This is a genomic window from Haloterrigena salifodinae (genome assembly GCF_003977755.1).
GTDB lineage: Archaea > Halobacteriota > Halobacteria > Halobacteriales > Natrialbaceae > Haloterrigena > Haloterrigena salifodinae.
The window spans coordinates 464,306-491,060 of the sequence record NZ_RQWN01000003.1; the positions used below are offsets into that span (position 1 = coordinate 464,306).

A 26,755-nucleotide genomic window follows, 5' to 3' on the forward strand; every position below is an offset into this window, starting at 1 on the left:
AGTCAGAGCAAGCTCTGACAAGCCTTCGCTCGTGAAACTCGCGAAGACCTCGCACGTAATCGCCGGCACGCCTTCGTAGCGCTCAGGCGTGCCGCCAGCGCGCGCCACCGTAGGTCGGGTGCAGAATCACGAGCATACGCGTGTTACAGTTTCGATCGAACGCCAAACAGTCGAATCAGCTGCTCGGAAACAGGGACCGCGATTCGAGCCGACCTATTCCGATTCGTCGTCGGGATACGGAATCTCGAGCGCCTGCCCGTCGTCGGGAACGAACGCGTTCGTCTCGTCGCCCGCGAAGACCTCGCGGGCCTGCTCGAGGTGGGCGTCTGTCTGTCCAGCGTACCGCGAGGAGAGGTGCATCAGCGCGAGCCGGTCTGCACCCGCCTGGTTCGCGATTTCGGCGGCCTGTCGGGCCGTCGAGTGGGCCGTCTCGGCGGCGCGGTCGGCCCGGTCGTCGGCGAACGTGGCGTCGTGGATCAACAGGTCGGGTTCCTCGGCGGCTTCGACCGTCGCCGCCGCGGGACGGGTGTCACCAGTGTACACGATCGTGCGTCCGGGGCGGGGGTCGCCCACCACTTGGTCGGGATCGACGACGGTGCCGTCCTCGAGTTCGACGGGCTCGCCCTCGTGGAGTTTCGAAAACTTCGGTCCCACTGGTACTCCCAGCTCCTCGGCGCGTTCGCGATCGAACCGACCCTTGCGGTCGTCCTCGACGAGCGCGTAGCCGACCGAGCGGGCGTCGTGATCGGTCGCGAACGCGCGGACCTCGTACTCGTCGGCGCGGTAGGCCACGTCGCCGTCGCCGACCTCGTTGATCCGGACGGGAAACGAGGGGCGGTTGCCGAGGGCGTTGACCAGCCCCTTCAGCTCGCGGCGCGTCCCGCTGGGCGTGTGGATCGCCAGCGGCTCCTCACGGTCGTTGAAGTCCATCGTCTGGAGCAGCCCGGGAATCCCGAGGACGTGGTCGCCGTGGAGGTGCGTGACGAACAGGTGCGAGACGGAAAACCCCGTGCCGAAGCGCATCATCTGGCGCTGGGTTCCCTCGCCGGCGTCGAACAGCAACTCCTCGCCCTCTCGAGCGACGAAGATCGCGCTCGGATTCCGCTCGGTCGTCGGGATCGCACCGGCCGTCCCCAGAAACGTCACGCGCAGTGGCATCAGTGGCTCCTCTGGTTGCCGGCACTAAACCCCCTTCGGATGGCCCGTCTCGAACGGTTGGCGCGGGCTCGATTCCCGCTCGAGGCTGACCGACTCACGGAACCGAACCGCGGCGTAAACGGTTCAGAACGATTCCGCCTCGCACAAAGCCGGCAAAACCGCTCCACGCCGTGCAAACGGACTCGGTATTTTACGTCCGTCGAGCCCCTACGCACGGATGATACCACCCCCAATGAGTTCAGGACTGACGTTCGGTACGATCAAGCGGGTCGGCGCGATCCTGCTTGCGATCGCGATCGTACTCGCGGCGGGGATCGTCATCTTCCAGGCCCCCGCGATATTCGGCGTCGAGGAGGACCCCCAGGCGTCGATCACGTTCGAGGACCAGCAAGGCGACGGCGAATCGGTCACCGTCGACGAGGTCAGCCTCTCGGAAGGCGGCTTCGTCGTCGTGACCGGCAGCGACGGCGAGACGCTCGCCGTCTCCGACTACCTCGAGGCGGGGTCCCACGAGAACGTGACCATCGAGCGCAACGAGGACGCCCAGGCTGAACTCGTCGGTCAGCTCACGGCGACGATCCACCGCGACACTAACAACGACGAGAAATTCGGGTATGACGACAGCGACGGCGAGGAGGATCAGCCGTACCTCGAGGACGGCTACCCGGTCTCGGACATGGCGACGGTGACAGGCGACACCAGCGACGCACTCGACGACTCCTTTACGGTCGAGTCGCTCAGCGCGCCGGAGTCGGCGACGACCAACGAGACGATCGAGATCACCGCCGAGATCGCCAATCCGACCGATCTCGGCAGCCAGCAGAGCGTCGAACTGCGACTCGACGGGGACGTCCTCAAGCAACAAACGCTGGAACTGGGTGCCGGCGAGAGCGGCGAAGTCTCCTTCGAGATCGAGACCGCCGGCCTCGCGCCGGGCAACCGAACCATCGGCGTCTACACTGACGGCCACGGGGCGCTCGACGAGATCGAACTCACGTTCCACACGACGCCCGGGATCGAAATCGTCAACGGGAGCGACGACTCGATCACGGCCGCGGTCGCGACCCCCGAAGAGGGCTTCGTCGCCGTCGAGGACGGGAACGGCACTGTCGTCGGGACCAGCGAGGAGATCGGCCCCGGCGAACACGATAACGTCACCGTTGAGTTCGACGAGAACGCGACCGTCGAAGACGACGAGGAACTGACCGCGTTCGTCGCGACGGGCGACCCGAGCGAACCCGAGAACGCGACGCCGGTCGAGTACGAGGGCGAGCGCATCGAGACGACGTTCACGCTCGCCGATGTCCCGGACGGGAGCGACGGCGGGAACGAAAGCGACGCTGACGGCGGCGAGTAACGAGGGCGACGACGGACCGACCGATTCTTACCCCGGCCGGCCCTACGGACGGGCGATGGACGCGCCGCTGTGGACCGACACCCACGCGCCCGAGCTGGCCGAGTTGCCCCAGGACGACGCCCGCGAGTACCTCCAGCGGGCCGTCGACGAGCCGATCAACCTCCTCCTGCAGGGCCCGCCCGGCAGCGGGAAGACGGCGGCGGCACGTGCGCTCACTCGAGACGCACACGGGGTTTCCGAATCGTCGCGCGACGATTCGGAAGCACGCCGGACCTCGTCCGGCGGTGGTCCGGACAACGACCTGATCGAAATCAACGTCGCCGACTTCTTCGGGCGGACGAAGACCGAGATCAAGAACGATCCCCGGTTCGCCCAGTTCCTCGTCGGTCGCTCCTCGATGTCCAAACGAGACATGATCAACCACGTCCTCAAGGAGTCGGCGAGCTACGCCTCGGTCTCCGGCGACTACAAGACGGTCCTCCTGGACAACGCCGAGGACGTCCGCGAGGACTTCCAGCAGGCGCTGCGCCGGATCATGGAGCAACACCACCGGACGACGCAGTTTATCATCGCCACCCGCCAGCCCACGAAGCTCATCCCGCCGATCCGCTCGCGGTGTTTCCCCGTTCCCATCCGCGCGCCGACGAGCGAGGAGACCGTCGCCGTCTTGGAGCGGATCGTCGAGGCAGAGGACGTTACGTACGACGCGGACGGCCTCGAGTTCGTCGCTGGCTACGCGAACGGCAACCTCCGGCAGGCGATCCTGGCGGCCCAGACCACCGTCGAGGACGAGGGCGAACTCACGATGCAGGCGGCCTACGAGACCATCGGCGAGGTCGGCCTCGAGGACGAGATCGAGGGGATGCTAGACGACGCCGAAGCCGGCGACTTCATGGACGCCCGCAAGACCTTAGACGACCTGCTGGTCGACGAGGGGTTGGACGGCGGCGAGGTCCTCGATTCGATCCTCGGCGTCGCGCGCAAGCGGTATCAGGGCGAGCGGCTGGCCCGCATCCACCAGTTGGCCGCTGACATCGAGTTTGAGATGCAGGAGGGATCGAGCGACCGCATTCACGTCTCGCACCTGCTCGCCGAACTCGGACGGGACGCATAGTTGCCCGTTTCTGCAACCTTTTTCGGGTCCCCCTCTGGAGTACCGCTATGCCCACCGTACTCGACACGTACATCAAGAACCGCTACCGAGTGCAGCCGAACCACGCGAACAACAACGAGACGCTCCACGGCGGCAACCTCATGAAGTGGCTCGACGAAATCGGCGCGATGTCGGCGATGCGATTCGCCGGCGAGACCTGCGTCACCGCCCGGGTGAACGAACTCGACTTCGAGCGCCCGATCGGGATCGGCGACACCGCGATGGTCGAGGCCTTCGTCTACGACGCGGGCCGTCGGAGCGTCCACGTCGGACTGCGCGCTTGGCGAGAAGAACCCAGAACCGGTGAGACCGAGCGGACGACCGAGTCGTCGTTCACCTTCGTCGCGATCGACGAGAGCGGGTCGCCGGTTCCGGTACCGGAGCTAACGGTCGATTCCGAACGCGGTCGAGAACTCCGGGATCGAATGCTCGAGGCCGACGACGGTGCCGACGGCGACGACTGACTTACTCCGTGGGGACCGACTCCTCGTCGGACTCCGCTTCGTCCGGCAGCTCCTCGGAGGGTTCTGGTTGCTGCTCGAGTTTCCGCAGTCTGGCTTTCATGATGCGGGTGTTCTCGACGGTCTCGACGGTGATCCGGACGCCGTCGTAGGTGATCTCCTCGCCCTCCTCGACGAGTCGGCCCGCGCGGTTGAAGATGAAGCCGGCGATGGTCTCGAACTCCTCGCCCTCGGGGAGGTCGATCTCTAAGGCCTCGTTGACGTCCTCGATGTTGACCTCACCGCGGACGATGACGGTGCGGTCGTCGAGCTGTTCGATCGGTTCGTCCTCGCCGGATTTCAAGATCTCGCCGACGATCTCCTCGATCATGTCCTCGACGGTGACCAGCCCCTCGGTAGTGCCGAACTCGTCGATGACGATCGCCATGTGCATCCGGTTTTCCCGCATCTCGGTCAGCAGTTCGTCGACGTTCTTTGACTCTGGGACGTGCAGCGTCGGCTGGATGAGATCCTCGATTTCGAGGTCGTCGGCCTTCGTCTCGCCGTAGTTGAGATCGCGGACGAGGTCGCGAATGTGGACGACGCCGAGGACGTTGTCGAGGCTGCCCTCGTAGACCGGCACGCGGGCGTGGCCGCTCTGGATACAGGTCTCGATGGCCTCGTCGATGCCGGCGTCCTTGGGGACCGCGGTCATGTCGAGGCGCGGGGTCATGACCTCCTTGACGATGGTGTTGTTAAAGCGGAAGATCCGCTGGAGCATCTCGTGTTCTTCCTCCTCCAAGACGCCCTCGCGCTCGCCGGACTCGATCATCTCCTGGATCTCGTCGCGGGTGACGTAGGGCGACTCGATCGCACCGGTCGAGCCGATGAGTCTGTTGACCTGTCGAGTGAGGTAGTCGAAGAGGACGATCAGCGGGAACAGGAAGTACTCCGTCGCCTTCAGCGGTCTGGCGATTCGGACCGACCACGTGTCGGCGTTCTCGACGGCGTAGGATTTGGGCACGCTCTCGCCGAACAGGAGGACGAGGGCAGTGATCCCGAACGTCGCCAGCAGAACGCCGACCAGGCCGCCGAAGTGCAGCGATAGAATCGCGGTCGCGATCGAGGACATCGCGATGTTGACGATGTTGTTGCCGACGAGGATCGTCACGAGGAGCCGGTGGGGATCGTTCTTGAGGGATTTGACCAGTTTAGCGCCCGGGACGCCGTCCTCGACCATCCCCTCGAGGCGGTGTTTCGGCAGGTTGAACATCGCGATCTCCGAGGAGGAGAAGAACGCAGAGAGCGCGATAAGCAGGAGGACGGCGACGCTGCCGAGAATCGTCACCATCGACTCGTCGAACTCGAGACCCACGACTGGAACCTCGTAGGCGGCGGCTACGACCGCGGGCGACAGAGATAACGCCATTGATGTGGAGGCTTGTAGCCGGATCGGTTAACCGTTTACCATCTCGGCAGGTAGCGGGCCCGTCTCGCCGCCGACGACACGTTTACCCGCTCGTTTCCCCAACGAATGGGTATGGAAGCGTCCGCCAGCGCAGCGAGCAACGCGCCGATCACGTTCTACCGGCTACAGGCGTGTCCGTACTGCGAACGCGTCGCTCGGCTGCTCAACGAGTACGATCTGGAGTACCAGTCGCGGTTCGTCGAACCGATGCACTCGCGGCGCGACGTCGTCAAACGGGTCGCCGGCGTCCGCACCGTCCCCGTCGTCGTCGACGAGAACACCGGCGTCACGATGGCCGAGAGCGCTAACATCGTCGACTACCTCGAGTCGACCTACGGCGAGGGGCAGACGGCAGGGGGTGACGACTGATGCCGGACTTCGAGGTCACCGATCTCGGTCCCGCCGACCACCTCGAGGCGGGCGAGGAGGTTCCCGACGTCACGCGCCCGCTGGTCACCGACGAGTTCTGGGAAGACCGAAGCCTTTCCGACGTCGCCGCCGACGAAGGCCGCACGATCCTCGTCTGCACGCCGATGATCGGCTCCTTCGCCGCGAAGTACATCTACGACGAACTCGACGAGCGGGGCTGGTTCGACCGCGCCGACCGAATCGTCGGCCTCACGGCGTCGACGCCGTACGCGGTCTCCTCGTTCCTCGACGACAACGAGTTGCCGTTTGCGGTCTTCGCCGACCCGGCCAACGACATCGCCGACTCCCTGGGTATCGCCAACGACCTCGACGGGATGGAAGGGATCTCCGAACCCCGCGTCGCCGTCTTCGGCCTCGAGCCGGATCTGACGATCGACAGTGCCTGGGTGTCGACCGAGTGGCCCGAGTTCCCGCCGTACGACGAGCTCGAGTCCGAACTAGGCCTCGAGTAGCGCGGCTCGCAGACCGGTCACCGACCCCACTCTGCGGGTCGAGCGGGCAGCGTGACGCTACGTTTTTGTCGCTGACGCGGTGAGAGACGGGTATGAACGACGACGCCCTCGAGCGCGCCGCGCGGGCGATCCGCGCGGGCGAACTGGTGGTGTACCCGACCGAGACGGTCTACGGACTCGGTGCCGACGGACTCGACGCCGACGCCGTTGAACGCGTCTTCGAGGCCAAGGGACGGGATCGGTCGAAACCGATCTCTGTCGCCGTCCCGACGTTCGAGACGGCCCTCGAGGAGGACTACGTCCGCGCGAGCGACCGCGAACGCGCGTTCGCCGACGAGTTCCTTCCGGGTCCCGTGACGCTGCTCTGCGAGCGCACCGAGGCCCTCCCGGACGTCCTCACGGCCGGCCGCGAACGAGTCGGTATCCGGGTCCCCGACTGCGAACCGGCGCTCGCGTTCCTCGAGCGCGCCGAGCGGCCGGTCACCGCCACGAGCGCCAACGTCAGCGGGGAGCCGAGCGCCCGGCAAGTCAAGGATATCGGCCAACGGGTGCTCGACGAGGCGGTGGTCCTCGAGGCCGACGACCTGTACGAATCGATCGACGAGACGGTCCCGAGCACCGTCGTCGACCTTGAGGCGGGGACGATCCACCGCCGCGGGGCGCTGGCCGACGAGATCGAGGCGTGGCTCGAAGCGAACTGATCGGGAGTCGAAGTGAAGGTCAAAGCGGGGGACGAAACGGCGAACGCAGCGAAAACGAAATTCAGTCGGCCGCCTGCTCGGCGTCGGTCGTCGCGGACAGTCCGGAACCGAGCGCGTCGGCGACGGAGTCGCGGGCGCGGCCGGGCAGTGACGCGACGAACCGAGCGATCGTTTGCGGTCCGCTCACGGGCCCGGGAGAGCGATAGCAGGCGATGAGCGACCACATCGTCGCGACGCCGAGCGCGCCGGCCGCCGAGAAGGTCATTCCCATCGTCGCGTAGGTGAACGAATAGACAGTCCCGACCGTCATCGAGGGGACGCTCGAGCCGAGCGGAACCTGGGCGGTGGGATCCCGCACCGTCGGCGCGAGGAAGGTGATCGAGAGGACGCTACCGGCGAGGAAGACGAAATCTTGCCACATCATCGTATAATCAACTACTCGCTTACGAGTAAAAGTCTCTCGGTATCACTCCCGCCGGATCGCTTATACGTCCGATTTCGTGACTTACAAGCCGTGATGCTCGATATCGAGGTCCCCTCATTCCGAACCGAATCCGGGTAACAGTGAGCGCAGGGTTCGGGTCCGGACGCCACACTGGGCGGCGAACTCGCAGGACTCGCACTTCGAGCGGTTCGTCGTGCGGGCCGGCGGACCGTCGAGGTCCCACACCGTCCGGAGCGCGCGTCGATAGCGGGCCTTGCGCCGCGTCGTCAACTCGAGGGAGCGAACGACGCCGTAAGCGGGGTACTCGACCCACGCGCGATCGATTTTCCGTTCGTGTTCCCAGGCCAGCGCCTTCGCGGCCGCGACGGCGTGGACCGACTGGGACTCCCAGACGCCCCGTTCAGGCGGCTTCCCGGCCGAAATCAGGACCGGCTCGAGCGGCGCGTCGAGCACCTTGTGGATGACGCCGTGACAGTCCTTCCCGACGGCGTAGACGTTCCGTTCGTTCGGGTCGCGCAACCGCTCCCAGGTGCCGCCCTCGGCGAGACGGTCGCGAGTCGCACCGAGGCGCTTGCGATACTGCACGGGTTCGACGGCGATCGGTTCGGCCTCGAGCGTCCCCGCCGGCGCCTCGAGCAGAGCCTCGTACCGTCGCTCGAGGTCCCGAATTCGCTCGACCGACGGCGGCGGCTCGCGGTCGACGTCGTCGTCGGTCCGCTGGTAGTAGCACTTCCGAGCGCAGTAGGCAGCCGTCCGCAGGTCGCTGAAGGGAACGAGGGCTCGAGACACGGACGGTCTGGCCGCCCGTTCTCGGATAAAGTTTCGGACTGGAGCGTGGACAGCCGTTTCGAGTGAAGCGAGGGCGCTATCTGAAGTGGACGTACAGCGGTTGCTGTGCGGAGACAAAGCAGTTGTACCGAGCGTGAGCGAAGCGAACGCTCGGCCTTTTTTCATCGAAGTTTTTTGGCCGGGTTCGAGCGAACGAAGTGAGTGAGGACCCGGTGAAAAAAGTTCGTCTCTAGAACTCCACGTCCGTCTCCATCCCTTCGGTGGCGTCCTCGAGGCCGTCCTCGCGGACGTCGGTGGTCAAGCGTTCCGAGAGTTCGGCGTCGGCGAGGATGCTGTCGAACTCGTCGCGGTAGCGGTCGTTGGCGGCGCGGGATTCGTCCTCGGCGGCGGCGACGCGGCGGTAGCGTCGGATCTGGGGCTCGCTGACGTCGTACTCGTCGGCGAGCGTGGCGTCGTCCTCCTCCCGGTCGCGGATCGCCGCGAGGTCGACCTCGTCGGCGTCGTCCTCGCCCACGAGGTGCAGCGACATGCGGGCCTCGAAGACCGTCTCCTCGTCGACGTCGAGGTCAGCAGCGATGTCGGCGTCGTCCTCGCCGTCGTAGAAGCCCCGTGCGACCGCGATGAGTTCGTCGTCCGTTAGCGGCGTCTCGAACGCGTAGCGCTCGCGCATCTGCTGGACGACGCTCTCGAGGCGCTCTTCGTCCGATCGGTCGTCGCGCTCGAGCGAGCCGCGGGAGTTCTCCTGGGATTCGGTGACGGTTTCCTCGCCGTCGGTGACGTCGGTGAAGATTTCGCGGAGTTCCTCGGTTTTGTCGTTCATGGGTGGACACTCCCGACGGGCGGCTATTTAAGCCTGTTGCCAGATAGCGTTGGGCCGATATTAGACATCGTAAACAATTATAAACTGGCAATAAGAGGAAAATTTCCGCAAGACGGCATCGGGGTGGTGTTTGCAAGGGGTAACAAGAATTAAGTCACAGCCTCCCACGTCATTGTACATGAACGCCTTAGCACAGTCGGAGGTGAGCAGGGAAACCTACCTGGGAATCGGCGGCGTGGAATACGTGCTGTTCTATTTCCTGGTCTCGGTGACCCTCGCCGTCTTCGCCTACGGCGTCTACCGGCGGTTCAGTCGGTACACCGAGGGCGACGACGATCCCTTCGATCGGATCGACGAACTGCCGGGTCGAATTGTCAGCGCGGCAAAGATCGTCGTCACGAACGAGAAACAGTTCAACAGGGATCTCTACGGCGGGCTGATGCACTCGTTTATCCTCTGGGGGTTCCTGACGCTGTTCATCGCGACGTCGATCATCGCCGCCGAACAGTACGGAACCGAACTGCTCCTCGGGTTGACGTTCTGGGAAGGGGACTTCTATCTCACCTACCAGTTCATCGTCGACGCGATGGGGCTGCTCTTCGTCGTCGGGATCGGAATGGCCCTCTACCGACGCTACTGGGTCCAGAACCACCGTCTCTGGGGCCGTCATACCTCCAACGAGGACGACGTCTTCATCTGGACGCTGTTCGGCCTCGGCGTCGGCGGCTTCCTCCTCGAGGGCTTTCGTATCTACATCAGCGGGATGCCGAGCCACGAGGTCGTCAGTTTCGTCGGCTACGGGCTGGCGATGGCATTCGACACGATCGGCCTGCCGACGACCGGAGCGGTCCTGGAGGGCGGCGCGCTCAATCCCGACTACGCCGCGGTCGAGCAACTCGGCTTCAACGCCGAGACACTCCACTGGCTGACGTGGTGGTCCCACTCGCTGCTGGCGCTCTTCTTCATCGCGTGGATCCCCCACGCTGGGAAGCCGTTCCACATGCTCTCGTCGTTCGCGAACGTCGTCACGCGCGACGAGAAGGCCGGTCGACGCCTCCCCAACGTCCCGTCGGATCTGGATGCAACGAACGCCGAGTCCATCGACGACTTCACCTGGAAGGAAATCCTCGATCAGGACGCCTGTACCAAGTGCGGTCGCTGTTCGTCGGTCTGTCCCGCGAAGGCCTCCAGCCGTCCGCTCGACCCTCGAGACGTCATCCTTGACCTCCGCAAGTATCGCGAGGAACTGGACGCCGGCGGCGAGGAGAAGCCGATCATCGCCGACGGAGGGACGAGCGTGATCAACACGGAGACAATGGAGTCCTGCATGGCCTGTATGGCCTGCATGGACGCCTGTCCCGTCGAGATCGAGCACCTCCAGTCCTTCACCAGACTCCAGCGGCAGATGACCGATCAGGGCGACGTCTCACCCAGCATGCAGGACGTCTTCCAGAACGTCATGCAGAACGGCAACACCTTCGGCGACTCGCCACGCAACCGGGGCGACTGGAGCGACGACCTCGAGTTCGATGTTCCGGACGCTCGCGAGGAGGAAGTCGACTACCTCTGGTACGTCGGGGACTTCCCGAGCTACGACGAGCGCAACAAGCAGGTCGCCCGCTCGCTGGCGACCATCCTGAAGGAAGCCGACGTCAGCTTCGGGATCCTCTTCGACGACGAGAAGTACGACGGCAACGATATCCGCCGCGTCGGCGAGGAACTGCTCTACGTCGAACTCGCCGGACACCACGTCGAAACGTGGGAAGACTGCGAGTTCGACAACATCGTCTGTACGGATCCCCACTCCTACAACACGTTCAAGAACGAGTATCCGGAACTCAACTTCGACGAGTTCGCCGACGATCCGATGATGCCCTTCGAGTACGACGAGCAGTGGAACGACGACGGCGAAATCGAGGTCTACCACTGGACCCAGGCCGTCGAAGAACTGGTCAACGAGGGTAAGCTCGACCTGAACGGCACCGAACTCGATTACACGGTCACCTACCACGACCCGTGCCATCTTGGCCGGTACAACGACGAGTACGAGGCCCCACGGGAACTCATCCGGGCGACAGGCTGCGAACTCGACGAAATGCCCCGCAATCGCGACAACTCCTTCTGTTGTGGCGGCGGCGGCGGCGGCCTCTGGATGGACTTCGAAGAGGAACCGAAGCCGAGCGAAGAACGAATTCGGGAGGCCCTCGAGGACACTGACAACGGCCCCGGCGTCGAGAAGTTTGTCGTCGCCTGCCCGATGTGCATGACGATGTACGAGGACGGCCGCAAGACCGGCGGCTACGAGGACGAGATCGAGATCGTCGACGTCGCCGAACTCATCGTCGAAGCCATCGGCGCCGAAGAGGAAGCGGACCTCGAGATCGCGGCGGACTGATCGAGTGCCCGCCGATTCCGATTCGATAATCCGCCCATCGTAATGGGTAGATCGCTGTTTTCTCGCCGCTCGAGCGTCAATTCGATAGCGGTTCGAAGCGCATACGTGCCGCTCAGCGTCACGCTTTCAGAGAGTTAGTTGAAAACGCTGCGTCCGTCCGAACCGATCCGTCGAAACGAGCGCTCAGTCGGAGCGACCGACCGTCGCCGTCGCGTCCTCGCACTCGGCTGCAACGGCGACGTTCTCGGTCCGCACCTCGCGGGCAAACTCAAGGAAGTTGTCGAACACTAACTTGGCCTCGCAGGCTTTCTGGTAGTTCTCCTCGGTGATCTCCTCAAGGACCGACTGCCGGCGGTCGTCGGAGAGGTCCTTGCGGTGGACGAGTTCGCGGGCGGTCTTGGCGTCGTACTCGGGGTGGAACTGGACACCGAAGACTCGATCCTTGCGGAAGCCGTGGTTGGAGTAGTGGTTCTCCGCGAGGGGGTCGGCGCCGGGCGGCAGTTCCGAGACCTCGTCGGAGTGGCTGGTGAAGGCGGTGAACTCCTCGTCGATGTCGTCGAAGAGCCGCGAGTTCCCGTAGTGCTCGATCTCGCTATAGCCGACCTCGTAGGCACCCATGTCTTCGACGGTGCCGCCGAGGACGTCTGCCAGCAGCTGGTGGCCCCAACAGACGCCGAAGAACGGCATCCCACGGTCGATCGCGTCGCCGACCCACTCCTTGATCGGCTGCATCCACTCGTCATCCCAGTACACCGACGATCGCGAGCCCGTGACGACGGCGCCGTCGTAGTCGAACCCGTCCGGAACCTCGCCCTCGGTGGCGTCGAACTCCGCGAGCGATGCGTCGAGTTCGCGCCGGAAGTTCCGCGTCGTGTTCTCGTCCCGGTGAGCTGCGTTCAGGACGGCAATACGAAGCTGATCCATCGTCCCGTATTGGCGACTCAGGGAAGATATGCCTTCTGTCCCAGACCGGGGTTGCCGCAACCGCGGACGGCTAGCGGACTTCCCGAACAGAGGCGAGCCTGTCAGGATCCGGTTACGAACGGCGGGGACGAGGCGACGTCACTGCGGCCGATAGATGCCGTCCTCGTCGCGGCGGTACCGATCGTCCGTCTCGAACCAGCCGTCGGCGAACCGGCCGCGGTCGCCGGACTCGTCGTAGTCGTCGCTTTGCACCTCGGCCGAGGCGTACCAGTTCTCGTCGTCGGTCCCGGCAGCGCTTACGTAGCCGTCGGCCACGACCGGACCGGACAGTTCGAGTCGGCCCTCGGTCGCCCCCTCGAGGACGGTTCCCGACTCGTCGACCAGTCGCGCGCGACAGTCCGGCACAGGCGTGCCGACGCCGTCCGCGACGGTTGAGGTGCCGCCGATGTCGACGTCTGTCTCGACAGCGAACGACTGGGAGAACGCCGTCGGGCACTCGAGACGGCCCGCCGCGCGCGCGACCGGGATCCCCTGCTCGCGATAGGCCTCGAGCGTGTCGTCGTCCACCGCTCCCTCGACGATCACGCGATCGAGCGAGTCGACCGCGTCGTCGAACCCCGACTCGGCGGCGAGGTCTCGAATCGCCGTCTCGCGGCCCGCGAGGAGCGTCGCCTCCTCCTCGGCGATCGCGGTCAGGGTATCGCCGGGATCAAACGCTCGGTCGAGCAGCAGGGTGCCGCCGACGTACAGCGTCGACAGCGCGACGCGGACGAGCCCGTCGGGACTCGAGAGCGGCGGCGTCAGCGGAACGACGTCGGCGCTCGAAAGTCCCCACGCGACAAGCGCCGAGATGCAGTTCCACTCGAGCGCGGACGCCGAGTAGCCGGCGATCGGTCGCCCGTCGCCGCCGTGGAGGAGCAAGAGCGGGGCGTCAGTCTCGGACTCGCGGTCGCGCTCGTCCGGATCGGGGACGGTGTCTCGGTCGGCCTCGGCGAGTTCCTCGAGGGTCTCCGACCGATCGAACGGGATCGAGCGAACGAGGTCGCGCTGGGCCGCCTCGGAGACGACGAGATCGGGCTCGATCTCGTCGAACGGCCGCTCGACTGACGCAGGAGTGAGCCAGTGAGAGACCGGGAAGAAGGTGGCACCGAGGCGCCGACAGGCGAACAGGACGGCGAGCGACGCGACGCGGTTGCGCGTGAGGAGACAGACGACGTCGCCGGCTTCGATCCCCAGCGCGGCGAGGTGCTCGGCCGTCCGCGTCGCCATCGCCGAGAGTTCGCCGTAGGAGACGCGGTTCTCGTGGATTGTCTCCGCGGGGGCGTACAGCCGCTCCTCGGAGATATCGACGACCGCCGTCCGTTCCGGAAACCGTTCGGCCCGACGTGCCAGCGAGAGCGTCACGAACGGGACTGCCACCCCGGCCTCCGTAGTAGCTGGGGGGTCAATCGCAAGCACGTGAGCGCGTTCATCGAACGTGTCCGCATACGGCAATAGAGCTCGATTCGTGACTGAACTGGTGTGATTTCACAGCAATAGTGGCCTCCCCGGAAATAACACTAATCAAATTATTATCAAATTATAAATGACAGCCCGGTATAGAGAGCAGTAGATGCCGTTAGAAAATGATGAAAGCAACACCAGTCGCCGGCGCCTCCTCGAGACATCCGGACGGGTTCTCGCAGGGGGATTCGCTCTCGGCGCCGTTCCATCGAGTACGAGTGCCGATTCGGACGCCGATTTAACGTTAGAATCGGATTTCGAGAAAGTGTTTCATCACCTGGGGAATACCACCGAAACCAAACACGTGAGCTATGATGCGTACGTATACAGGCCGAAGCAGGATACCGAACTCGGGCGTAGCGGTACCCGAGTCGTAACGGTCGAAATAGAAATCGGCCCCGACGGGCCACCGCTTCGCGATGCCAGAATCGAAATCAACGGTATGAACGGAGCGTTTTTCGAAACTACGTGGCCGGGAAATTGGCTTCCGGTCGGGACGTCGTCCGGAACCGTCGACATCGATAGCGGAACCGGCTCAACTACGCTATCGTTTTCGTTGAATACTAGTTTGACGAAGCGCGCGTCCGCGAACGATAAAAGCGAACTCAGTAGCGATACCTATCGTCAACAGTATCGCTTCGACTCAGTACCGGAGCATAGGCCTGTTGCCATCAGTGGGTTGACCGCTTTCGATACGTACGGAGTCGAAGACGGCGAGCAGTTACTCGACGGAGAATGGGAAGTAGTCGTCGGAAACAGTATCAGCCGTACCAGCATCTCAGCCGAATTCTCCCGGATATACTATTCGGGGAATTTGGAGTGATATCCCGGCCTCGATTTGCAGTCAGTCGCCCTCTTGAGAACGACCGCTAATTGCCGGCGACCGTTCCATCCTGAATCAGGCATCCTATTCGTCGTCGGTGTGGGCCTCGAGGAAGCCGAGCACCTGATCGTTAACCGTCCGCGAGCGCTCGATAAACGCCAGGTGGCCGGCGTCCTCGAGGGCGACGAACTCCCCTCGAGGTAATCCGTCTGCCAGCGCTCGGCCAGCCGACGGGGACACCAGTTCGTCCGCGCCGCCGTGTATCACCTGCGTCGGCTGGGTCACCTCGACGAGCCACTCGGTCGCGTCGAACCCCTCGAGGGCCGCGACCTGTGCCTCCCAGCCCGCTCGGTCGGCGTCGCCGTCGGCCCGCCAGTCAACGATTCCCTCGCGGACGTCGGCGGGCTGGCTCTCGAGGAACTCGGCTGAGAGGCCCGCCTCGAGCGAGTCAGCCAGCGCCTCGCGGTCGTCCGGCGGCGCGAACAGCGGCTCGAGGTCGAACTGCTCCCCCCTTAGTGCGGTACCGAAGAGCGTCAGCGTCGCGACCCGACTCGAGGTCCGGGCTGCCTCGAGGGCGACGGCCCCGCCGAGCCCGCAGCCGACGAGGTGGGCGCTGCGAATCTCGCACTCCGAGAGGACGGCCTCGAGGTCAGCGGCGAGCATCTCGAGGGTATAGGGCCCGTCGGGAGCGTCCGAGCGGCCGGTGCCCCGGAGGTCCCAGACGACGGCCTCGTACGGGCCGGCGACGGCGGCGTGTTGCCAACCCCAGCACCAGCCGCCGAGGCCGGCTTCGGGGACGAAGACCACTGGGTCGCCCTCGCCAGCGCGGTCGTAGTACAGCGAGACGCCATCGTTCGATGCGGTCGGCATACGAGCACTGATCCGCCGGAGGAAGGCGACAGTTTCGGTTCCCCGCGAACGGCGCGCGAGTGCTCCCGAACTGTGGCTGCCGTTCGAGGAGCCACTCGACGAAACCGTCGATTGACTCGAGTTTGGCGATGCGGAAGCCGGCCGCAAAAATCTCTCCCGAAATTCCGAACCGACAACAGTTCTACCGTGATATTTCGCTCGGCTTCCGTGTTTTTCCACGTCCCAAACAGATCAATAGTATATAAAATTTATCGTTAATGTATTGCTCTCATGGGTTTCAGCAAGAGGAGACTGGTTGCAGTATTCTTCGCTGGGATAATGGCGACCTCACTGATCGCCACGCCCGCACTTGCGAGTGGACCGAGTGCGACCACGGCGACCGAACGATCCGGTGCGGTCGAGGCTCATACCGGGAACACACTCGGTCCGAACGGCGGGCCACCCGGACGAAACGGCGGCAGTCCGCCGGGCCACGATCGCGGTGACGCAAACGTCACAGTACCGACCCTCGAGGAGAACACGAGTGTCGACGCGATCCTGAACGCGACCTACCGCCTCGAGGAACTCGAGATCGAGAACGAGACGGCAGCCGCAGTAGCAGTGAACGATACCGTCGACGCGGTCAACGCGCTGGTCGGAGAGTACCGACGGGTTCGGTACGCCGACTCGCGTGCAGCGTTCGACCGTCTGGCCGATGCCCAACGGTCGCTTGCAGTGCTAAAAGACGAGGTCGACGACGACGAAGCGATCGTCGACGCGATCAGCGCGGAGCTGTACGCGGCGGGCAACGCGAGCGCTCGCCTCGCTGTCTCCGACGCGAACGCTGTCGTCGCCGCGAACGAGGGCGAGTTCCGCAACCCCGGCCAGCGACAGAAAGCCGAGAGCGCGCTCGGAAACGCCGTCGACGGACTTGAACGGGCAGATAGAGCCGTCTCACACGGAGCATCCGGAAACGGAAAGGGCAAGTCCAAAGCCAAGAAATCCGATCGGCCGATCGGCCCGACTGACCGCGCGAAAGCGCTGACTCACCTCGAAAACGCGTGGAAACACGCGGAACGAACACTCGATACGGTCGAGGCCAACACCGAACCGTCGCTGTCGCTGTCACAGGGACGGCCCTTCGAGCGGAACGGGACCGTCCGGGTGTCGATCCGGGCAGTCCTCTCCGACGTTCGTCCGTACGCGTACGATAACGCGACGGTGACCGTCAACGGTGATGCCGACGCCGACGCTGTCTCGTTTGCCACGGACGAGGCGGCCGGGACAGACGCCATCGGATCGACGCTCGTCGATCTCGGAGCCGATCCCGAGAACGTGACCGTCACGGTGACGGCGACGGCCGCGCACGACGCCGATCGAACGGTCGAAGCGACTCAGACATCCGCATTACGGAGGAGGACGTCGTCCAGGAACGACCCGATCCGAACGAGTACCGGACCGTCGAGGTCGTAAACGGATCGTCGGGCGCTTCGGTCGCCGTCGGCGGTGATGGCCTGACCGACACCGACATTTCGGTCACCGACGAGACGCCGACGACCGACGACCCCTACCGCGCCGGTCCGATGGTTCGCATCGAGAACGAGAGGCCGATCGACGATGCGACGGTCGAGATTCCGGTCGACGAGAACGCGCTCGAGGCGGACGCTAACCTCTCGATCGTGACGTGGGATCCGACCAGCGACGAACCGTGGACACCGGTCGAGACCGAGATCGATCGCGACGCCGGCGTCGCAACCGCCGAGGTCGATCACTTCTCGTTCTTCTCGGTGTTCCGGATCGAGGAGTGGGAAGATGAGACCAGCGACACGATCACGCTCGACGGGAACGAGACCGACGGTGAGACCGGTAACGAAAGCGGGATCGAAACGGCGGACTTCGTCTTCGTAAACGACGAGAGCGGAAGTATGAGCGGCTCTCCGACCCACTACGCCGAACTCGCCGGTAAGCGCTTCGTCGGTGCACTCACCGACTCCGAACGGGCGGGGCGGGTCGGCTACGCCTCCGGTGCGAACCTCGACCAGCCGCTGACGACCGACCACGACGCGGTCAACAGCAGTCTCGAGCGACTGTCTGCGAGCGGCGGTACCAACACGAGGGCCGGGCTTCGGGTCGGCCTCAACCACCTCGAGGAGGAAGGGTGGGAAAACCGCTCCGCAGTGATGATCCTGCTGTCCGACGGCAAAAGCGGATCCGATCCGCTGCCCGTCGCCGAGGACGCCGCCGACGCGGGCGTCAAGATCAGCACGGTGGGTCTTGGAAACAACATCAACGAGAACGAACTCCGCGAGATCGCGGCCATCACCGGCGGCGACTTCTATCACGTCGAACGGGAAGAAGACCTGCCCGACACGTTCGAACGGGTCGCGGAGAATCAGACCGGTCCCGACCTGCAAGACACCAACGGCGACGGCATTCCCGATCTCGTCGCCGAAATGGATCTCTCGATGCCGACCGGCGAACCGGGCGTCGTCGGCGAACCGCTGAATCTCGATCCGACCGCGCTCGATACTAGCGGTGACGGGATTCTCGACAATGAAACGGTCGACATCAAGTACCGCGTGTTCCAGGAGGACAACGAAACGAAACTCCACGCCTCCGTTACGTACGCCGAACACCACCCGGCACGAATCGACACGACTGGTGACGGCCTGACCGACGCCGAACAGCTCTCGGATCGGACGATCACTTATACGGACTCACGGTCCGATTCACTCGAGTTCCTCTCGGAACTCAAGGACGCCGACGATGTCGACGACCTGGACGGGCTCGAGGGTGACGTGTTAGCGACCGACACCGTTTGTTCCGATCCACTCGTCGACGACAGCGACGGCGACGGTGTGACCGACGCCGAGGAGGTGCGTCTCGGGACCGATCCCGAGTCGCGCGACACCACGGGAGACGGAATCTCCGACTCCGAGGGCCTGAACGGCGACTACGATCCGACCCTCTTCGATATCGAGCCGCCGGAGATCACGGTCACGTACGCGACGTTTAACGATCCGGACGCGGACGTCGAACTGAAAGATCCCGTCGACGTCGACTGGTCGAACGGAAAGGTCAGCTTCAATGATCCGGTCGACGCCTCGGTGCGGGTCTCCGGAAGCTACGAGGTCGATTTCACCGTCACCGACTCGGCGGGCCTCGACGAGGCGCGGGTCGTTCGCGACGGCGACGTCACGGGTCCGACGCGCGGCCGAACTGGCTGGTCGAGCGAGCCACACCGCGAAAGCGCCAGTTCGATACGGGAAACTGCAGTTCTCGCGCGCCCTCTCCGCCGGTACTGGCCTGATTCACGATGCCGGGCAGCAAGTGTTAAGCCAGGTTCAGTCGACCGGTCAGCAGTATCGGGTAGCAAAGCTGCTCAATCGGAACGATATTGATGGAAGTGAGATCAATTCGCGTTCAGTCGGCGAGCAACGTCGGCTCGGTGACTTCACCTCGAGACACGGTGAAGACGGAGTTAGAGTCGCTGCTGATGGCGGTGAAGAGTTCAGAGATATCATCGCTACAGGCAAACTGGATTCGGCAACGACAGATCGATTGATTCGGGCGTACGATCGGGAACTGATCGATAAAACGGACTTACAACGGATTGGCCGTGGACTTGACAAAGGAAATCTCGATCAAGCCGCTGTTCAGAAAGCCTTGGTTCGAGCGAATCAGCTCGATGCCAAGGGTCACGAGGTCGTGAAAGTGAAGACAGCAAAACAGGCGAACAGAGTTTACAGAGAGCGTGATGATCAACCGCCACACAAAGAAGGGACAGCAGTTATTGAGTACGAAGCACAAAGTCCCGAACGCTTCGTTCGGGTCTACGATGGAGAGGGTGACCCAGGCGGCCCTTGGGTAATGAAAGAAGATGAGTTCTCAGACCTGTCTACCCGGGAGGATGTTATAAACCGATTCGGACTCTCGGAAGAATGGCAAGATTACAACCGAGTTGCAGAAGTCACCATTGGAAGTGGTGAAAATCAGGGCCTTCGAATCGAGATGAGCACGGCAGGTCCATCAAGGATACCGTAGCTGATGTCACGCGACCCGGTGGAGGGACGCAACATCATGCAACCGAGTTTGTCCAAGGGTGGGAAGACCTTAGTGATCTGGAGACCTTCCTTAAAAACATATAACACGATCACCATGGTGGATGCGTCATATACAAACAATAGGCTGCAAATCGGTGATGAGGAAATCGAATTCGAGCACCGTATTGCAGACGTTCTCGTCGCCAAAGAGACAATCGTCGTTCTCCTGCGAGTCCGGCGAGACTCACAGGAAGAATTAGACCGGAACATAATCGCGTTCGACCGTGATGGGGCCCAGCGCTGGAGAATCGAGGCACCTTCGGACGGATACGATGGTATGTCGTACATCACTATTCAGTACGAAGACAGTCAATTGTCTGCCAGAAATCTGAATAGTTATGAATATGATGTAGATATTCACACGGGAGAGGTTACTCAAACAGAAAAATATGACAAGTGATGTGAGCACGTGAGGAGACTATCGGGATATGCTTCGTCATACACGAGAGGACGATCAATTGATTTCGTCTAGTCTGAATCCCCGCGCATCATCGAGATCTCGTTCCACAAGTGTCGGCGTTGCCACAAAACCCCCTCAAGGAGCGAATATTGCTGTGGCGAGCGAGTAAGGCGGTTAGCCCGCTCAATGAGTTTCTGATCGAGTGCCGGTGGTGATACGCCATCTCTAATCTGTGAGAAATCAATCGTCACGTCTTTTTGAATCGGATCGGTAGCGAAATCATATATGACCGGACCATACGCCGAACGCTCGATGGTTCTCGAAGTCGAGACGGGAACCTCTGATCGATTCCTTCGATTCAAACCAGACCGTCCCTCCGGCGATTACTGGCTCCACCAACTCTCTGAATTTGATCGGACCGCGGATCGGGACACTGTAATCGACCGGTACGCACTCCCGCCCAGCGACGAATACGAAGTACAGATCGTGACGGTCCCGCCGGGCGAATCGATGCAGATCGGTGATGTCGCCGGAACGGTCGATCGAACGGCCGGTGGCGATCTCGTGGAACTACTCGAGCGTGATTCGATCCCGACCTCGTGGGTGGAGAAGACGACGACACTCGAGGCGTTCATCAAAGATACTTGATGCCCTCTCCGCCGCAAAGGTCGAGGATACCCTGAAGAGGAAGTTCAAGTTGTGCGTTTCCTCGGTTCTCAAGTACGCTTTCGGTGACGAACATTGGATACCAAGTATTGGAAGAGCAATGGAAGAGTGAATCTAGACTACATCAGAGATCTGCTCGACGCCAACAATGTCGAGATAGAGATCTACGATGGCTGAATCTCTATTCATCCCGTATCTGCTCGAGGAAGAAATGGAGCCCCAGCGTATCGAGACGTTTCTCCGATTTTGTTTCGCTGATTTAGACTGTTCGCGATCACCGCCGGAAAACGAGCGGACAAACGACTTTGGCTATACAACCGAAGAAACCGATGGTATTCGATACGGCGGTTCGATCGACGAAGCGGTCGATAGCGTCACTCGACAAGCCGGCGGAACAGTATGGTTATGGTATGACGATCTCAACGTCGGGATTCACATTGATAGTAGGTCAGCTGAAGGACCAAACGTCCCGAGACTTACACTTTCGATCAATGAATGGTACGTGAAGCCGTGGCGTAATAATCGGCCGAATCCCATTCACGATTTCGTACTCGAGTTGTACGACTATCTCTCGCCGATCTACGTCTACGGAGAGACGTATCTCGACGACGCACCGCTCTCTACGGAAGGAATTGAAGCAGGTCATCTAGAAGAGGTATACTGGGTGAACGGATTCGGTCCAAATATGACTACGCAGATCGGCCGAGAGCGACTATTGCACGCCCCTACCTGGCGTATTGACGACTGTGAAGATGGTGGCGTCTTCCTCTGGGAATCACCGCTCCCATTGTCAGACGGTAGACAGAGAAACGACGATGCACTCCGAGCATATCTCGGCCTGAACCCTAACTCCACTAACTGAACTCGTTTCTGTGTCCGATTACACAGATACAGCGCGAAAGCGGTACCCGACCTCACCGATCCGCAGCTGTACGAGTCCTACCGTCAGGGCTGGTACGAGGGCTACATTGCCTGGTTCATCGCCGAAAGTCGATTCCGGCTGGTGAAGCCGGAAAGGCCCTCAAGAGTTCCAAGCGCGTCCAGAAGACCGTCGACACGCTCAGCACGTCACGGGTCCAAGTGCGGCCCGGCTAGCTGGTCGAGCGAGCCACACCGCGAAAGCACCAGTACGGTACGAGAAACTGCAGTTCTCACGCGGGCTCTCCACAGGGATCGGCGTCACCAAGAAACCGGTGAGACCGTTCCGGTGCGATAGCACGTTTCGATCGCTCTCCGCCACTGGCATCTCGGGACTCGTCGATGAACCGATAGCGACTGAGACCGCGAGAGAACGTTCCTATGCGTCCTGAATCTGCCGTAACACGTCGGGCGCGTCCTCGAGCGCCGCGTCCAGATCCTCGACGTTGGGGCCGCCGCCCTGCGCGAAGTCCGGCGGGCCGCCGCCGCCGCCGCCGACGCGGCCGGCGAGTTCGCCGACGACTTCGCCGGCGTTGACGTCCGAGTCGTCGGGCACTGCGACGACGAACTGGGCGCCGCTCTGGCCGCTGCCGAGGACGGCGATCTTGCCCTCCTCGACGAGGGCGTTGGCGGTCGCGCGGAGTTCGTCCATGTCGGCGTCGATGCGGTCGACGACCGCGGTCCGGTCGCCGACGTCGACCTCCTCGCCGCCGCCACTGTCGCCGGCGCGGGCCGCGGCGAGCTGTTCCGTCAGGTCTTCGATCTCCTTGCCTCGCGCCTTCCACTCCTCGAAGAAGCGCTCGGCGGTTTCGGGGACGTCCTCGGGCGAGACGTCGAGGACGTCGGCGGCCTCGTAGAGGGCGTCCTCTTTTTCCTGCGTCGACTCGATCGCGGCCTCGCCGGCCGCGAACGTGATGCGTTCGACGCCGTCCTGAACGCGTTCGGTGTTGAGGATCTTGATCGAGCCGATGTCGCCGGTGCGGGCGACGTGGGTGCCACCACAGGCCTGGATATCGTCGGCGATCTGGATCAGCCGGATCTGCTCGCCCGGCGGGATGCCGCCCTGGTAGAGGTCGAAGCCGTGTTCGGCCTCGGCGTCGTGGCGGTCGGGCCAGTCCTGGCTGACCTGGGTGTTGTCCATCACGAGCTCGTTGGCCAGCGACTCGATCTCCTTGACGTCCGCGCGGGAGATGCGGTCGTAGTGGCGGACGTCGATCCGCGAGGAGTCGACGCCCTTCTGGGCGCCGGCCTGGCGGATATGCTCGCCCAAGACCTGTCGGGCCGCGTGGATGACGATGTGGGTCGCCGTGTGGTGGCGCATCAGCTGCCGGCGGCGGCCGCCGTCGATCTGTCCGTTGACGAACTCACCCTTGCCGGGGTTCTCGTCGGCCCGATGGAGGATGACGCCGTCCTCGATCTGGACGTCCGTGACCTCGGCGGCCGTGTCGTCGGTCGAGAGCGTCCCCGTGTCTGCGGGTTGGCCACCGCCCTCGGGGTAGAACATCGTCTGGTCTAAGACGACGTCGTACCCCTCCTCGCGCTCGAAGACGTCGAGCACGACGGCCTCGAACTGGGTGCGCTGCTGGTCGTCGTAGTAGAGCTTCTCAGTCTCGGGGAGGTCCTCGAAGCGGTCCTCCTCGTCGTCGTCGGCCGCCTCGACGGCTTCGGGGGTGTCGTGGCGCTGGGCGACGAGGCTGTAGAAGTCGTCCGGCACGTCGATCTCGGCGCCGGCCTCCTCGGCGATCTCCTCGACCATATCGGGCTGGATGCCGTGGGAGTCGTAGAGCTCGATCAGCTCCTCGATCGGGATCGGCTCGCCCTTCTCGGCGTACTCCTCGGCAAGCGTCTCGACCCGGCGACCGCCCCGCTCGAGCGTCTCGCGGTACTTCTCGACCTCGGTGCGGACGATGTCGCGGATCGTGTCGCGGTTCTCGTACTCGAGGCGCTCGGCCTGCATGTCGACGAGTTCGTCCAGCGGCGCGTCGACGCCGGCGTTGTCACAGAGGCGCTTCGTGCGCCGGAGGACCATCCGCGCGAGGTAGCCCGTCCCGACGTTCGAGGGGACGATGCCGTCGCCGAGCATGTAGGCCAGCGTCCGGCAGTGGTCGGCGATGGCGTAGATGTCCTCGAGGGGCTCGACGAGATCGCGCAGCTGGTCGACGGAGACGCCGATCTCGGCGGCGATATCGCCGCGGGCGGCCTCGACGTCGTCGACGTCGTCGATGTCGAGCTGCCCGGAGAGGCGGGCAGCGCGGGAGACGATCTCGGTTTCCTCGTCGGTATAGGAGAGGCCGGCGTTGTCCTTGAGGAAGTCGATCATCTCCGGGTAGATCGCCTCGTAGACCGTCGCGGTACCCTGGCTCATCCAGGTCCACCGCTCTAAGCCGTAGCCGGTGTCGACGATGTAGGTGTCCATGTAGGAGTACCGGTTCCCGTCCTTGAGCTCGTACTCGCCGTCGGGATCCTGTTCCATGCACATGAAGACCAGCGTGGCGATCTCGAGCCCGCGGTAGATGACCTCGATGGCGGGACCGGCGTTGCCGCCGCCAACCCAGGGGTCCTCGATGTAGGTGACCTCGCTGATGTCCGCGCCGAGTTCCTGGAGCAGGCCGTCGCAGAGTTCGACGGTGCGGTCCTTCCAGTAGACCTCGCCGTGGTAGGCGTACTTGTCCTCGGGGATGTCCTCGCGCGTGTTGAACGCGTGGTGGGCCATCATCTCGAAGGCCATCGTGTGCCGGCCCGTCTTGCCGACGTTGTCGATGTCCTGCATCCGGATACAGGGCTGGGACACCGTCAGCGGGTTCGCCGGCGGCGGCGTCTCCCCGCTGGTGACCAGCGGCTGGAAGTCGTAGATCGAGGCCTGGGTCAACAGGACGTCGTCGCGCCAGCGGTTTGCGGCGACGGGATAGGGATCGATCCGCTCGTGGTCGTTGTCCTCGAAGTACGAAAGGAACACCTCCCGCATCTCCGTCAGGCTGTACTCCTCATCGAAGCCGGGATTCTCGATGAAGCCGTACTCCGCACACGGTGGCTCGCCACAGGTCTCCCGGTCGTGATCACGGGTCCAGAAGTGCGCGCCACAGGACGGACACTCCTTGCGTTCGAATCCTTCCTCCTCGAAGTACTCGAGGCGGTACTCGTCCGCCAGTTCGCTCATTACGTATGTGTTGGCCAGCCAGCGCCTAAAACAGTTCCGCAACGTTCAATCGGGCGAAATCGTCGACCGCAATCGAAGCCATCACCCTGGCGCTCCCGGTGTTTTCGATCCGCTGTCGTTTCGTTGAAAAGATATATGGTATTTCGATTGCGTCACACGTATAGGATCGAAATGGACGGAATCGAACGCTTTGCTCGAGACGACCGCGGGCGCTCGGCCCGCCCCTCCGGTAGCGAGTGATGCGATCGAGACGTTCCCTGCTCCGGACCGGCGGCCTGGCCGCGGTCGGGACGCTCGGCGGCCTCGTCGCGTTACCGTCGCCGCCCGAAGCGACACCGACGGATCAAACGGCCGAAGCCGCCGCACTGCCGGACGCGGTGTCCGGGTGGACCGACGACCGGATCACCCGCGAGACCGAGACGCCGATCGCGCGCTACCAGTATCGCGCGACCGCCGCCGACCCCGACCGAACCGACCGCGAGACGTTCGTCGCGACGTCGCCGATCAACGTCGTTCTCGTGCCGAACGCCGAGACCGACGCGGCCGGCCTCGAGAGCGTTATGGAAGTACTCGAGACCGAGGGCTGGCTTCGCGACCCCGACGAGTACACACGCTACGCCTGGGACCGGACCGAGGATCGGTTCGTCCGCCAGCAGGCGACGGCCGCCGAATCCTACTTCGGCGCCAGCGGCCGCTTTCACGTTCGCTGCTGGTCGTTCGAGGGGGTCGTCTCGATGCAGGTCCACGAGGACTCGGCCGCCCGGCCGAAACACGACGTAATCTCCTACGATCGCGGCCGCGAGTCGATCGCCGCGGCCTTCGACGCGGCCGGCTGGGACGTCTCGCCGGGCGCGATCGATCTCGACAACGACCAGAGTGATCACGACGGTCTCGCGACCGTCGTCACGGAGGCCCCATGAGCACCGACGACCGCAACCGGAACCGGTTCGCCCTCCGATCCACAGTCAGCGCCGTTCTCGACCACCCGCTGGCCGGCCTCGAGCGCCGTCGAACGGCGGTCGCCGTCGCGTATCTGTGCGCCCTGCTCGGACTGTTCGTCGTCAGCTACGCGGGGGCGAACGTCACGGTCGACGACGTGCTGCTGGATACGCTGTCGCTCGGGTTCGACCACGTCAGCACCGTCTTGATCGTCGCCGTGACGGTCACGATCACGATCGTTCCGCTCGCGTACGCGATCTGGAACGGCGGGCCGGGACTGGCCTTCGCGATCCCGCTGGTGCCGGTCGCCCTCGGCGACCTCGCGGCGGGCCAGTACGTGCTCGGCGTCGATACGGCGGTCGCGCTGACCGCCGGCGCGGCCGCGAGCGCGCTCGCCCTCTACGTGACCGACGTTCGGACCGCGGGCTCGCTTCGACCCTGGCGGACCGCCGGCGGCCCTGTCGTCCCGCGGCTGCTTTCGGTGACGGTCCTGACGGTCGTCGCCGCCTTCGGCATCGCGCAGTTCGTCGCCGTCGTCCCGCCGCGGAGTCTCGAGCGCTACGCGCCGTTCGCCGCGCTCTGGCTCGTTCCCTTCGGGGTCGTCGCCAGCTACTGGGCCGGCGAGGTTCGAACGACGGTCGCGACGCGGACCGATCACGCCGACGGCGATCGAGCCGACACGTAACCGGCGTCGAACCGAATCAGTAATTCTGTGGAGCGACCTCGAGTAGCAGTTTGACGGAGCGACCTCGAGACTTCGCTAACGATTCGACTCGGGGTACCGTAATCGGCGGCGACCGATCAGCTCCGAATACGGTCACGAGCGGCCGTGAAACAGTTCTTTACCGTTCGTTCGTGAGAGCTAC

General features: G+C 63.6%; 24 protein-coding genes. 15 read left to right on the forward strand and 9 right to left on the reverse strand.

Annotated features, from left to right (window positions below; translation table 11 throughout):
* Positions 1-213 precede the first annotated feature (213 nt).
* A complete protein-coding gene (gene rnz / locus EH209_RS16810; protein ID WP_126664008.1) occupies positions 214-1,158 on the reverse strand; it encodes a ribonuclease Z in 945 nt (314 codons plus the stop codon).
* A gap of 232 nt (positions 1,159-1,390) precedes the next feature.
* Between rnz and EH209_RS16815 the strand changes: the two genes are divergently transcribed.
* From EH209_RS16815 to EH209_RS16825, 3 genes are read left to right on the forward strand one after another with little or no spacing between them, the layout of a single operon-like run.
* Positions 1,391-2,515 (forward strand): DUF7282 domain-containing protein, encoded by a 1,125-nt coding sequence (locus tag EH209_RS16815; protein ID WP_126664009.1) that lies wholly within the window; start codon positions 1,391-1,393, stop codon positions 2,513-2,515.
* Between the two features lie 55 nt (positions 2,516-2,570).
* Entirely contained in the window at positions 2,571-3,629 is a 1,059-nt protein-coding gene (locus tag EH209_RS16820; protein ID WP_126664257.1) for an AAA family ATPase, read from the forward strand.
* Positions 3,630-3,676: 47 nt separating this feature from the next.
* Entirely contained in the window at positions 3,677-4,132 is a 456-nt protein-coding gene (locus tag EH209_RS16825; protein WP_126664010.1) for an acyl-CoA thioesterase, read from the forward strand.
* Between the two features lies 1 nt (position 4,133).
* On the opposite strand, the gene EH209_RS16830 is transcribed toward EH209_RS16825, so the two are convergent.
* Entirely contained in the window at positions 4,134-5,537 is a 1,404-nt protein-coding gene (locus tag EH209_RS16830) for a hemolysin family protein (RefSeq protein WP_126664011.1), read from the reverse strand.
* A 111-nt stretch (positions 5,538-5,648) separates the two neighbouring features.
* Here EH209_RS16830 and EH209_RS16835 point away from each other — a divergent pair, with 111 nt between their 5' ends.
* From EH209_RS16835 to EH209_RS16845, 3 genes are all read left to right on the forward strand, one after another.
* Positions 5,649-5,945, forward strand: a complete 297-nt coding sequence (locus EH209_RS16835) for a glutathione S-transferase N-terminal domain-containing protein (RefSeq protein ID WP_126664012.1) — start codon at positions 5,649-5,651, stop codon at positions 5,943-5,945.
* A complete protein-coding gene (locus tag EH209_RS16840; RefSeq protein WP_126664013.1) occupies positions 5,945-6,457 on the forward strand; it encodes a redoxin domain-containing protein in 513 nt (170 codons plus the stop codon). Before EH209_RS16835 ends, EH209_RS16840 begins: the two co-directional genes overlap by 1 nt.
* Before the next feature lie 92 nt (positions 6,458-6,549).
* A complete protein-coding gene (locus EH209_RS16845; RefSeq protein WP_126664014.1) occupies positions 6,550-7,158 on the forward strand; it encodes an L-threonylcarbamoyladenylate synthase in 609 nt (202 codons plus the stop codon).
* A gap of 61 nt (positions 7,159-7,219) precedes the next feature.
* On the opposite strand, the gene EH209_RS16850 is transcribed toward EH209_RS16845, so the two are convergent.
* The 3 genes from EH209_RS16850 to EH209_RS16860 all read right to left on the reverse strand — a co-directional run bounded on the left by EH209_RS16850 (position 7,220) and on the right by EH209_RS16860 (position 9,212).
* Positions 7,220-7,582, reverse strand: coding sequence for a hypothetical protein (locus EH209_RS16850; protein ID WP_126664015.1), 363 nt, complete (start codon positions 7,580-7,582; stop codon positions 7,220-7,222).
* 114 nt (positions 7,583-7,696) lie between these two features.
* On the reverse strand, positions 7,697-8,392 hold the full coding sequence (locus EH209_RS16855) for a CRISPR-associated protein Cas4 (protein WP_126664016.1): 696 nt from the start codon (positions 8,390-8,392) through the stop codon (positions 7,697-7,699).
* A gap of 229 nt (positions 8,393-8,621) precedes the next feature.
* Positions 8,622-9,212: a conditioned medium-induced protein 4 gene (locus EH209_RS16860; protein WP_126664017.1), complete on the reverse strand. Its 591-nt coding sequence runs from the start codon at positions 9,210-9,212 to the stop codon at positions 8,622-8,624.
* 178 nt (positions 9,213-9,390) lie between these two features.
* Between EH209_RS16860 and EH209_RS16865 the strand changes: the two genes are divergently transcribed.
* Positions 9,391-11,607: a (Fe-S)-binding protein gene (locus EH209_RS16865; RefSeq protein WP_126664018.1), complete on the forward strand. Its 2,217-nt coding sequence runs from the start codon at positions 9,391-9,393 to the stop codon at positions 11,605-11,607.
* Between the two features lie 183 nt (positions 11,608-11,790).
* On the opposite strand, the gene EH209_RS16870 is transcribed toward EH209_RS16865, so the two are convergent.
* The 3 genes from EH209_RS16870 to EH209_RS16880 form a co-directional block, all read right to left on the reverse strand.
* Complete coding sequence (locus EH209_RS16870; RefSeq protein WP_126664019.1) at positions 11,791-12,531, reverse strand: type 1 glutamine amidotransferase; 741 nt, start codon at positions 12,529-12,531, stop codon at positions 11,791-11,793.
* A gap of 138 nt (positions 12,532-12,669) precedes the next feature.
* Positions 12,670-13,950: a class I adenylate-forming enzyme family protein gene (locus tag EH209_RS16875; RefSeq protein WP_211338376.1), complete on the reverse strand. Its 1,281-nt coding sequence runs from the start codon at positions 13,948-13,950 to the stop codon at positions 12,670-12,672.
* Positions 13,951-14,941: 991 nt separating this feature from the next.
* Positions 14,942-15,727, reverse strand: a complete 786-nt coding sequence (locus tag EH209_RS16880) for an alpha/beta fold hydrolase (RefSeq protein ID WP_126664020.1) — start codon at positions 15,725-15,727, stop codon at positions 14,942-14,944.
* A 318-nt stretch (positions 15,728-16,045) separates the two neighbouring features.
* Here EH209_RS16880 and EH209_RS24670 point away from each other — a divergent pair, with 318 nt between their 5' ends.
* From EH209_RS24670 to EH209_RS16900, 6 genes are all read left to right on the forward strand, one after another.
* Positions 16,046-17,179 (forward strand): hypothetical protein, encoded by a 1,134-nt coding sequence (locus EH209_RS24670; RefSeq protein ID WP_249038823.1) that lies wholly within the window; start codon positions 16,046-16,048, stop codon positions 17,177-17,179.
* 110 nt (positions 17,180-17,289) lie between these two features.
* A complete protein-coding gene (locus EH209_RS24675) occupies positions 17,290-19,107 on the forward strand; it encodes a vWA domain-containing protein (protein WP_249038824.1) in 1,818 nt (605 codons plus the stop codon).
* Positions 19,037-19,750, forward strand: coding sequence for a hypothetical protein (locus EH209_RS24680; RefSeq protein WP_249038825.1), 714 nt, complete (start codon positions 19,037-19,039; stop codon positions 19,748-19,750). Before EH209_RS24675 ends, EH209_RS24680 begins: the two co-directional genes overlap by 71 nt.
* Positions 19,751-19,753: 3 nt before the next feature.
* A complete protein-coding gene (locus EH209_RS16890) occupies positions 19,754-20,209 on the forward strand; it encodes a hypothetical protein (protein WP_126664021.1) in 456 nt (151 codons plus the stop codon).
* 312 nt (positions 20,210-20,521) lie between these two features.
* Positions 20,522-20,857, forward strand: a complete 336-nt coding sequence (locus tag EH209_RS16895) for a hypothetical protein (protein WP_126664022.1) — start codon at positions 20,522-20,524, stop codon at positions 20,855-20,857.
* Between the two features lie 187 nt (positions 20,858-21,044).
* Positions 21,045-21,737, forward strand: a complete 693-nt coding sequence (locus tag EH209_RS16900; RefSeq protein WP_126664023.1) for a hypothetical protein — start codon at positions 21,045-21,047, stop codon at positions 21,735-21,737.
* Positions 21,738-22,172: 435 nt separating this feature from the next.
* On the opposite strand, the gene alaS is transcribed toward EH209_RS16900, so the two are convergent.
* On the reverse strand, positions 22,173-24,950 hold the full coding sequence (alaS, locus tag EH209_RS16905) for an alanine--tRNA ligase (protein WP_126664024.1): 2,778 nt from the start codon (positions 24,948-24,950) through the stop codon (positions 22,173-22,175).
* Between the two features lie 239 nt (positions 24,951-25,189).
* On the opposite strand from alaS, the gene EH209_RS16910 reads away from it, so the two are divergent.
* Positions 25,190-25,870 (forward strand): hypothetical protein, encoded by a 681-nt coding sequence (locus EH209_RS16910; protein WP_126664025.1) that lies wholly within the window; start codon positions 25,190-25,192, stop codon positions 25,868-25,870.
* Complete coding sequence (locus EH209_RS16915; protein ID WP_126664026.1) at positions 25,867-26,574, forward strand: hypothetical protein; 708 nt, start codon at positions 25,867-25,869, stop codon at positions 26,572-26,574. Before EH209_RS16910 ends, EH209_RS16915 begins: the two co-directional genes overlap by 4 nt.
* Positions 26,575-26,755 lie beyond the last annotated feature (181 nt).

What these genes read in the sequence shown, in the direction of transcription:
- rnz (WP_126664008.1), bottom strand. Translation starts at nt 1,158, where the DNA reads ATGCCACTGCGCGTGACGTTTCTGGGGACGGCCGGTGCGATCCCGACG.
- EH209_RS16815 (WP_126664009.1), top strand. Translation starts at nt 1,391, where the DNA reads ATGAGTTCAGGACTGACGTTCGGTACGATCAAGCGGGTCGGCGCGATC.
- EH209_RS16820 (WP_126664257.1), top strand. Translation starts at nt 2,571, where the DNA reads ATGGACGCGCCGCTGTGGACCGACACCCACGCGCCCGAGCTGGCCGAG.
- EH209_RS16825 (WP_126664010.1), top strand. Translation starts at nt 3,677, where the DNA reads ATGCCCACCGTACTCGACACGTACATCAAGAACCGCTACCGAGTGCAG.
- EH209_RS16830 (WP_126664011.1), bottom strand. Translation starts at nt 5,537, where the DNA reads ATGGCGTTATCTCTGTCGCCCGCGGTCGTAGCCGCCGCCTACGAGGTT.
- EH209_RS16835 (WP_126664012.1), top strand. Translation starts at nt 5,649, where the DNA reads ATGGAAGCGTCCGCCAGCGCAGCGAGCAACGCGCCGATCACGTTCTAC.
- EH209_RS16840 (WP_126664013.1), top strand. Translation starts at nt 5,945, where the DNA reads ATGCCGGACTTCGAGGTCACCGATCTCGGTCCCGCCGACCACCTCGAG.
- EH209_RS16845 (WP_126664014.1), top strand. Translation starts at nt 6,550, where the DNA reads ATGAACGACGACGCCCTCGAGCGCGCCGCGCGGGCGATCCGCGCGGGC.
- EH209_RS16850 (WP_126664015.1), bottom strand. Translation starts at nt 7,582, where the DNA reads ATGATGTGGCAAGATTTCGTCTTCCTCGCCGGTAGCGTCCTCTCGATC.
- EH209_RS16860 (WP_126664017.1), bottom strand. Translation starts at nt 9,212, where the DNA reads ATGAACGACAAAACCGAGGAACTCCGCGAAATCTTCACCGACGTCACC.
- EH209_RS16865 (WP_126664018.1), top strand. Translation starts at nt 9,391, where the DNA reads ATGAACGCCTTAGCACAGTCGGAGGTGAGCAGGGAAACCTACCTGGGA.
- EH209_RS16870 (WP_126664019.1), bottom strand. Translation starts at nt 12,531, where the DNA reads ATGGATCAGCTTCGTATTGCCGTCCTGAACGCAGCTCACCGGGACGAG.
- EH209_RS16880 (WP_126664020.1), bottom strand. Translation starts at nt 15,727, where the DNA reads ATGCCGACCGCATCGAACGATGGCGTCTCGCTGTACTACGACCGCGCT.
- EH209_RS24670 (WP_249038823.1), top strand. Translation starts at nt 16,046, where the DNA reads ATGGCGACCTCACTGATCGCCACGCCCGCACTTGCGAGTGGACCGAGT.
- EH209_RS24675 (WP_249038824.1), top strand. Translation starts at nt 17,290, where the DNA reads ATGGTTCGCATCGAGAACGAGAGGCCGATCGACGATGCGACGGTCGAG.
- EH209_RS16890 (WP_126664021.1), top strand. Translation starts at nt 19,754, where the DNA reads ATGTCACGCGACCCGGTGGAGGGACGCAACATCATGCAACCGAGTTTG.
- EH209_RS16895 (WP_126664022.1), top strand. Translation starts at nt 20,522, where the DNA reads ATGGTTCTCGAAGTCGAGACGGGAACCTCTGATCGATTCCTTCGATTC.
- EH209_RS16900 (WP_126664023.1), top strand. Translation starts at nt 21,045, where the DNA reads ATGGCTGAATCTCTATTCATCCCGTATCTGCTCGAGGAAGAAATGGAG.
- alaS (WP_126664024.1), bottom strand. Translation starts at nt 24,950, where the DNA reads ATGAGCGAACTGGCGGACGAGTACCGCCTCGAGTACTTCGAGGAGGAA.
- EH209_RS16910 (WP_126664025.1), top strand. Translation starts at nt 25,190, where the DNA reads ATGCGATCGAGACGTTCCCTGCTCCGGACCGGCGGCCTGGCCGCGGTC.
- EH209_RS16915 (WP_126664026.1), top strand. Translation starts at nt 25,867, where the DNA reads ATGAGCACCGACGACCGCAACCGGAACCGGTTCGCCCTCCGATCCACA.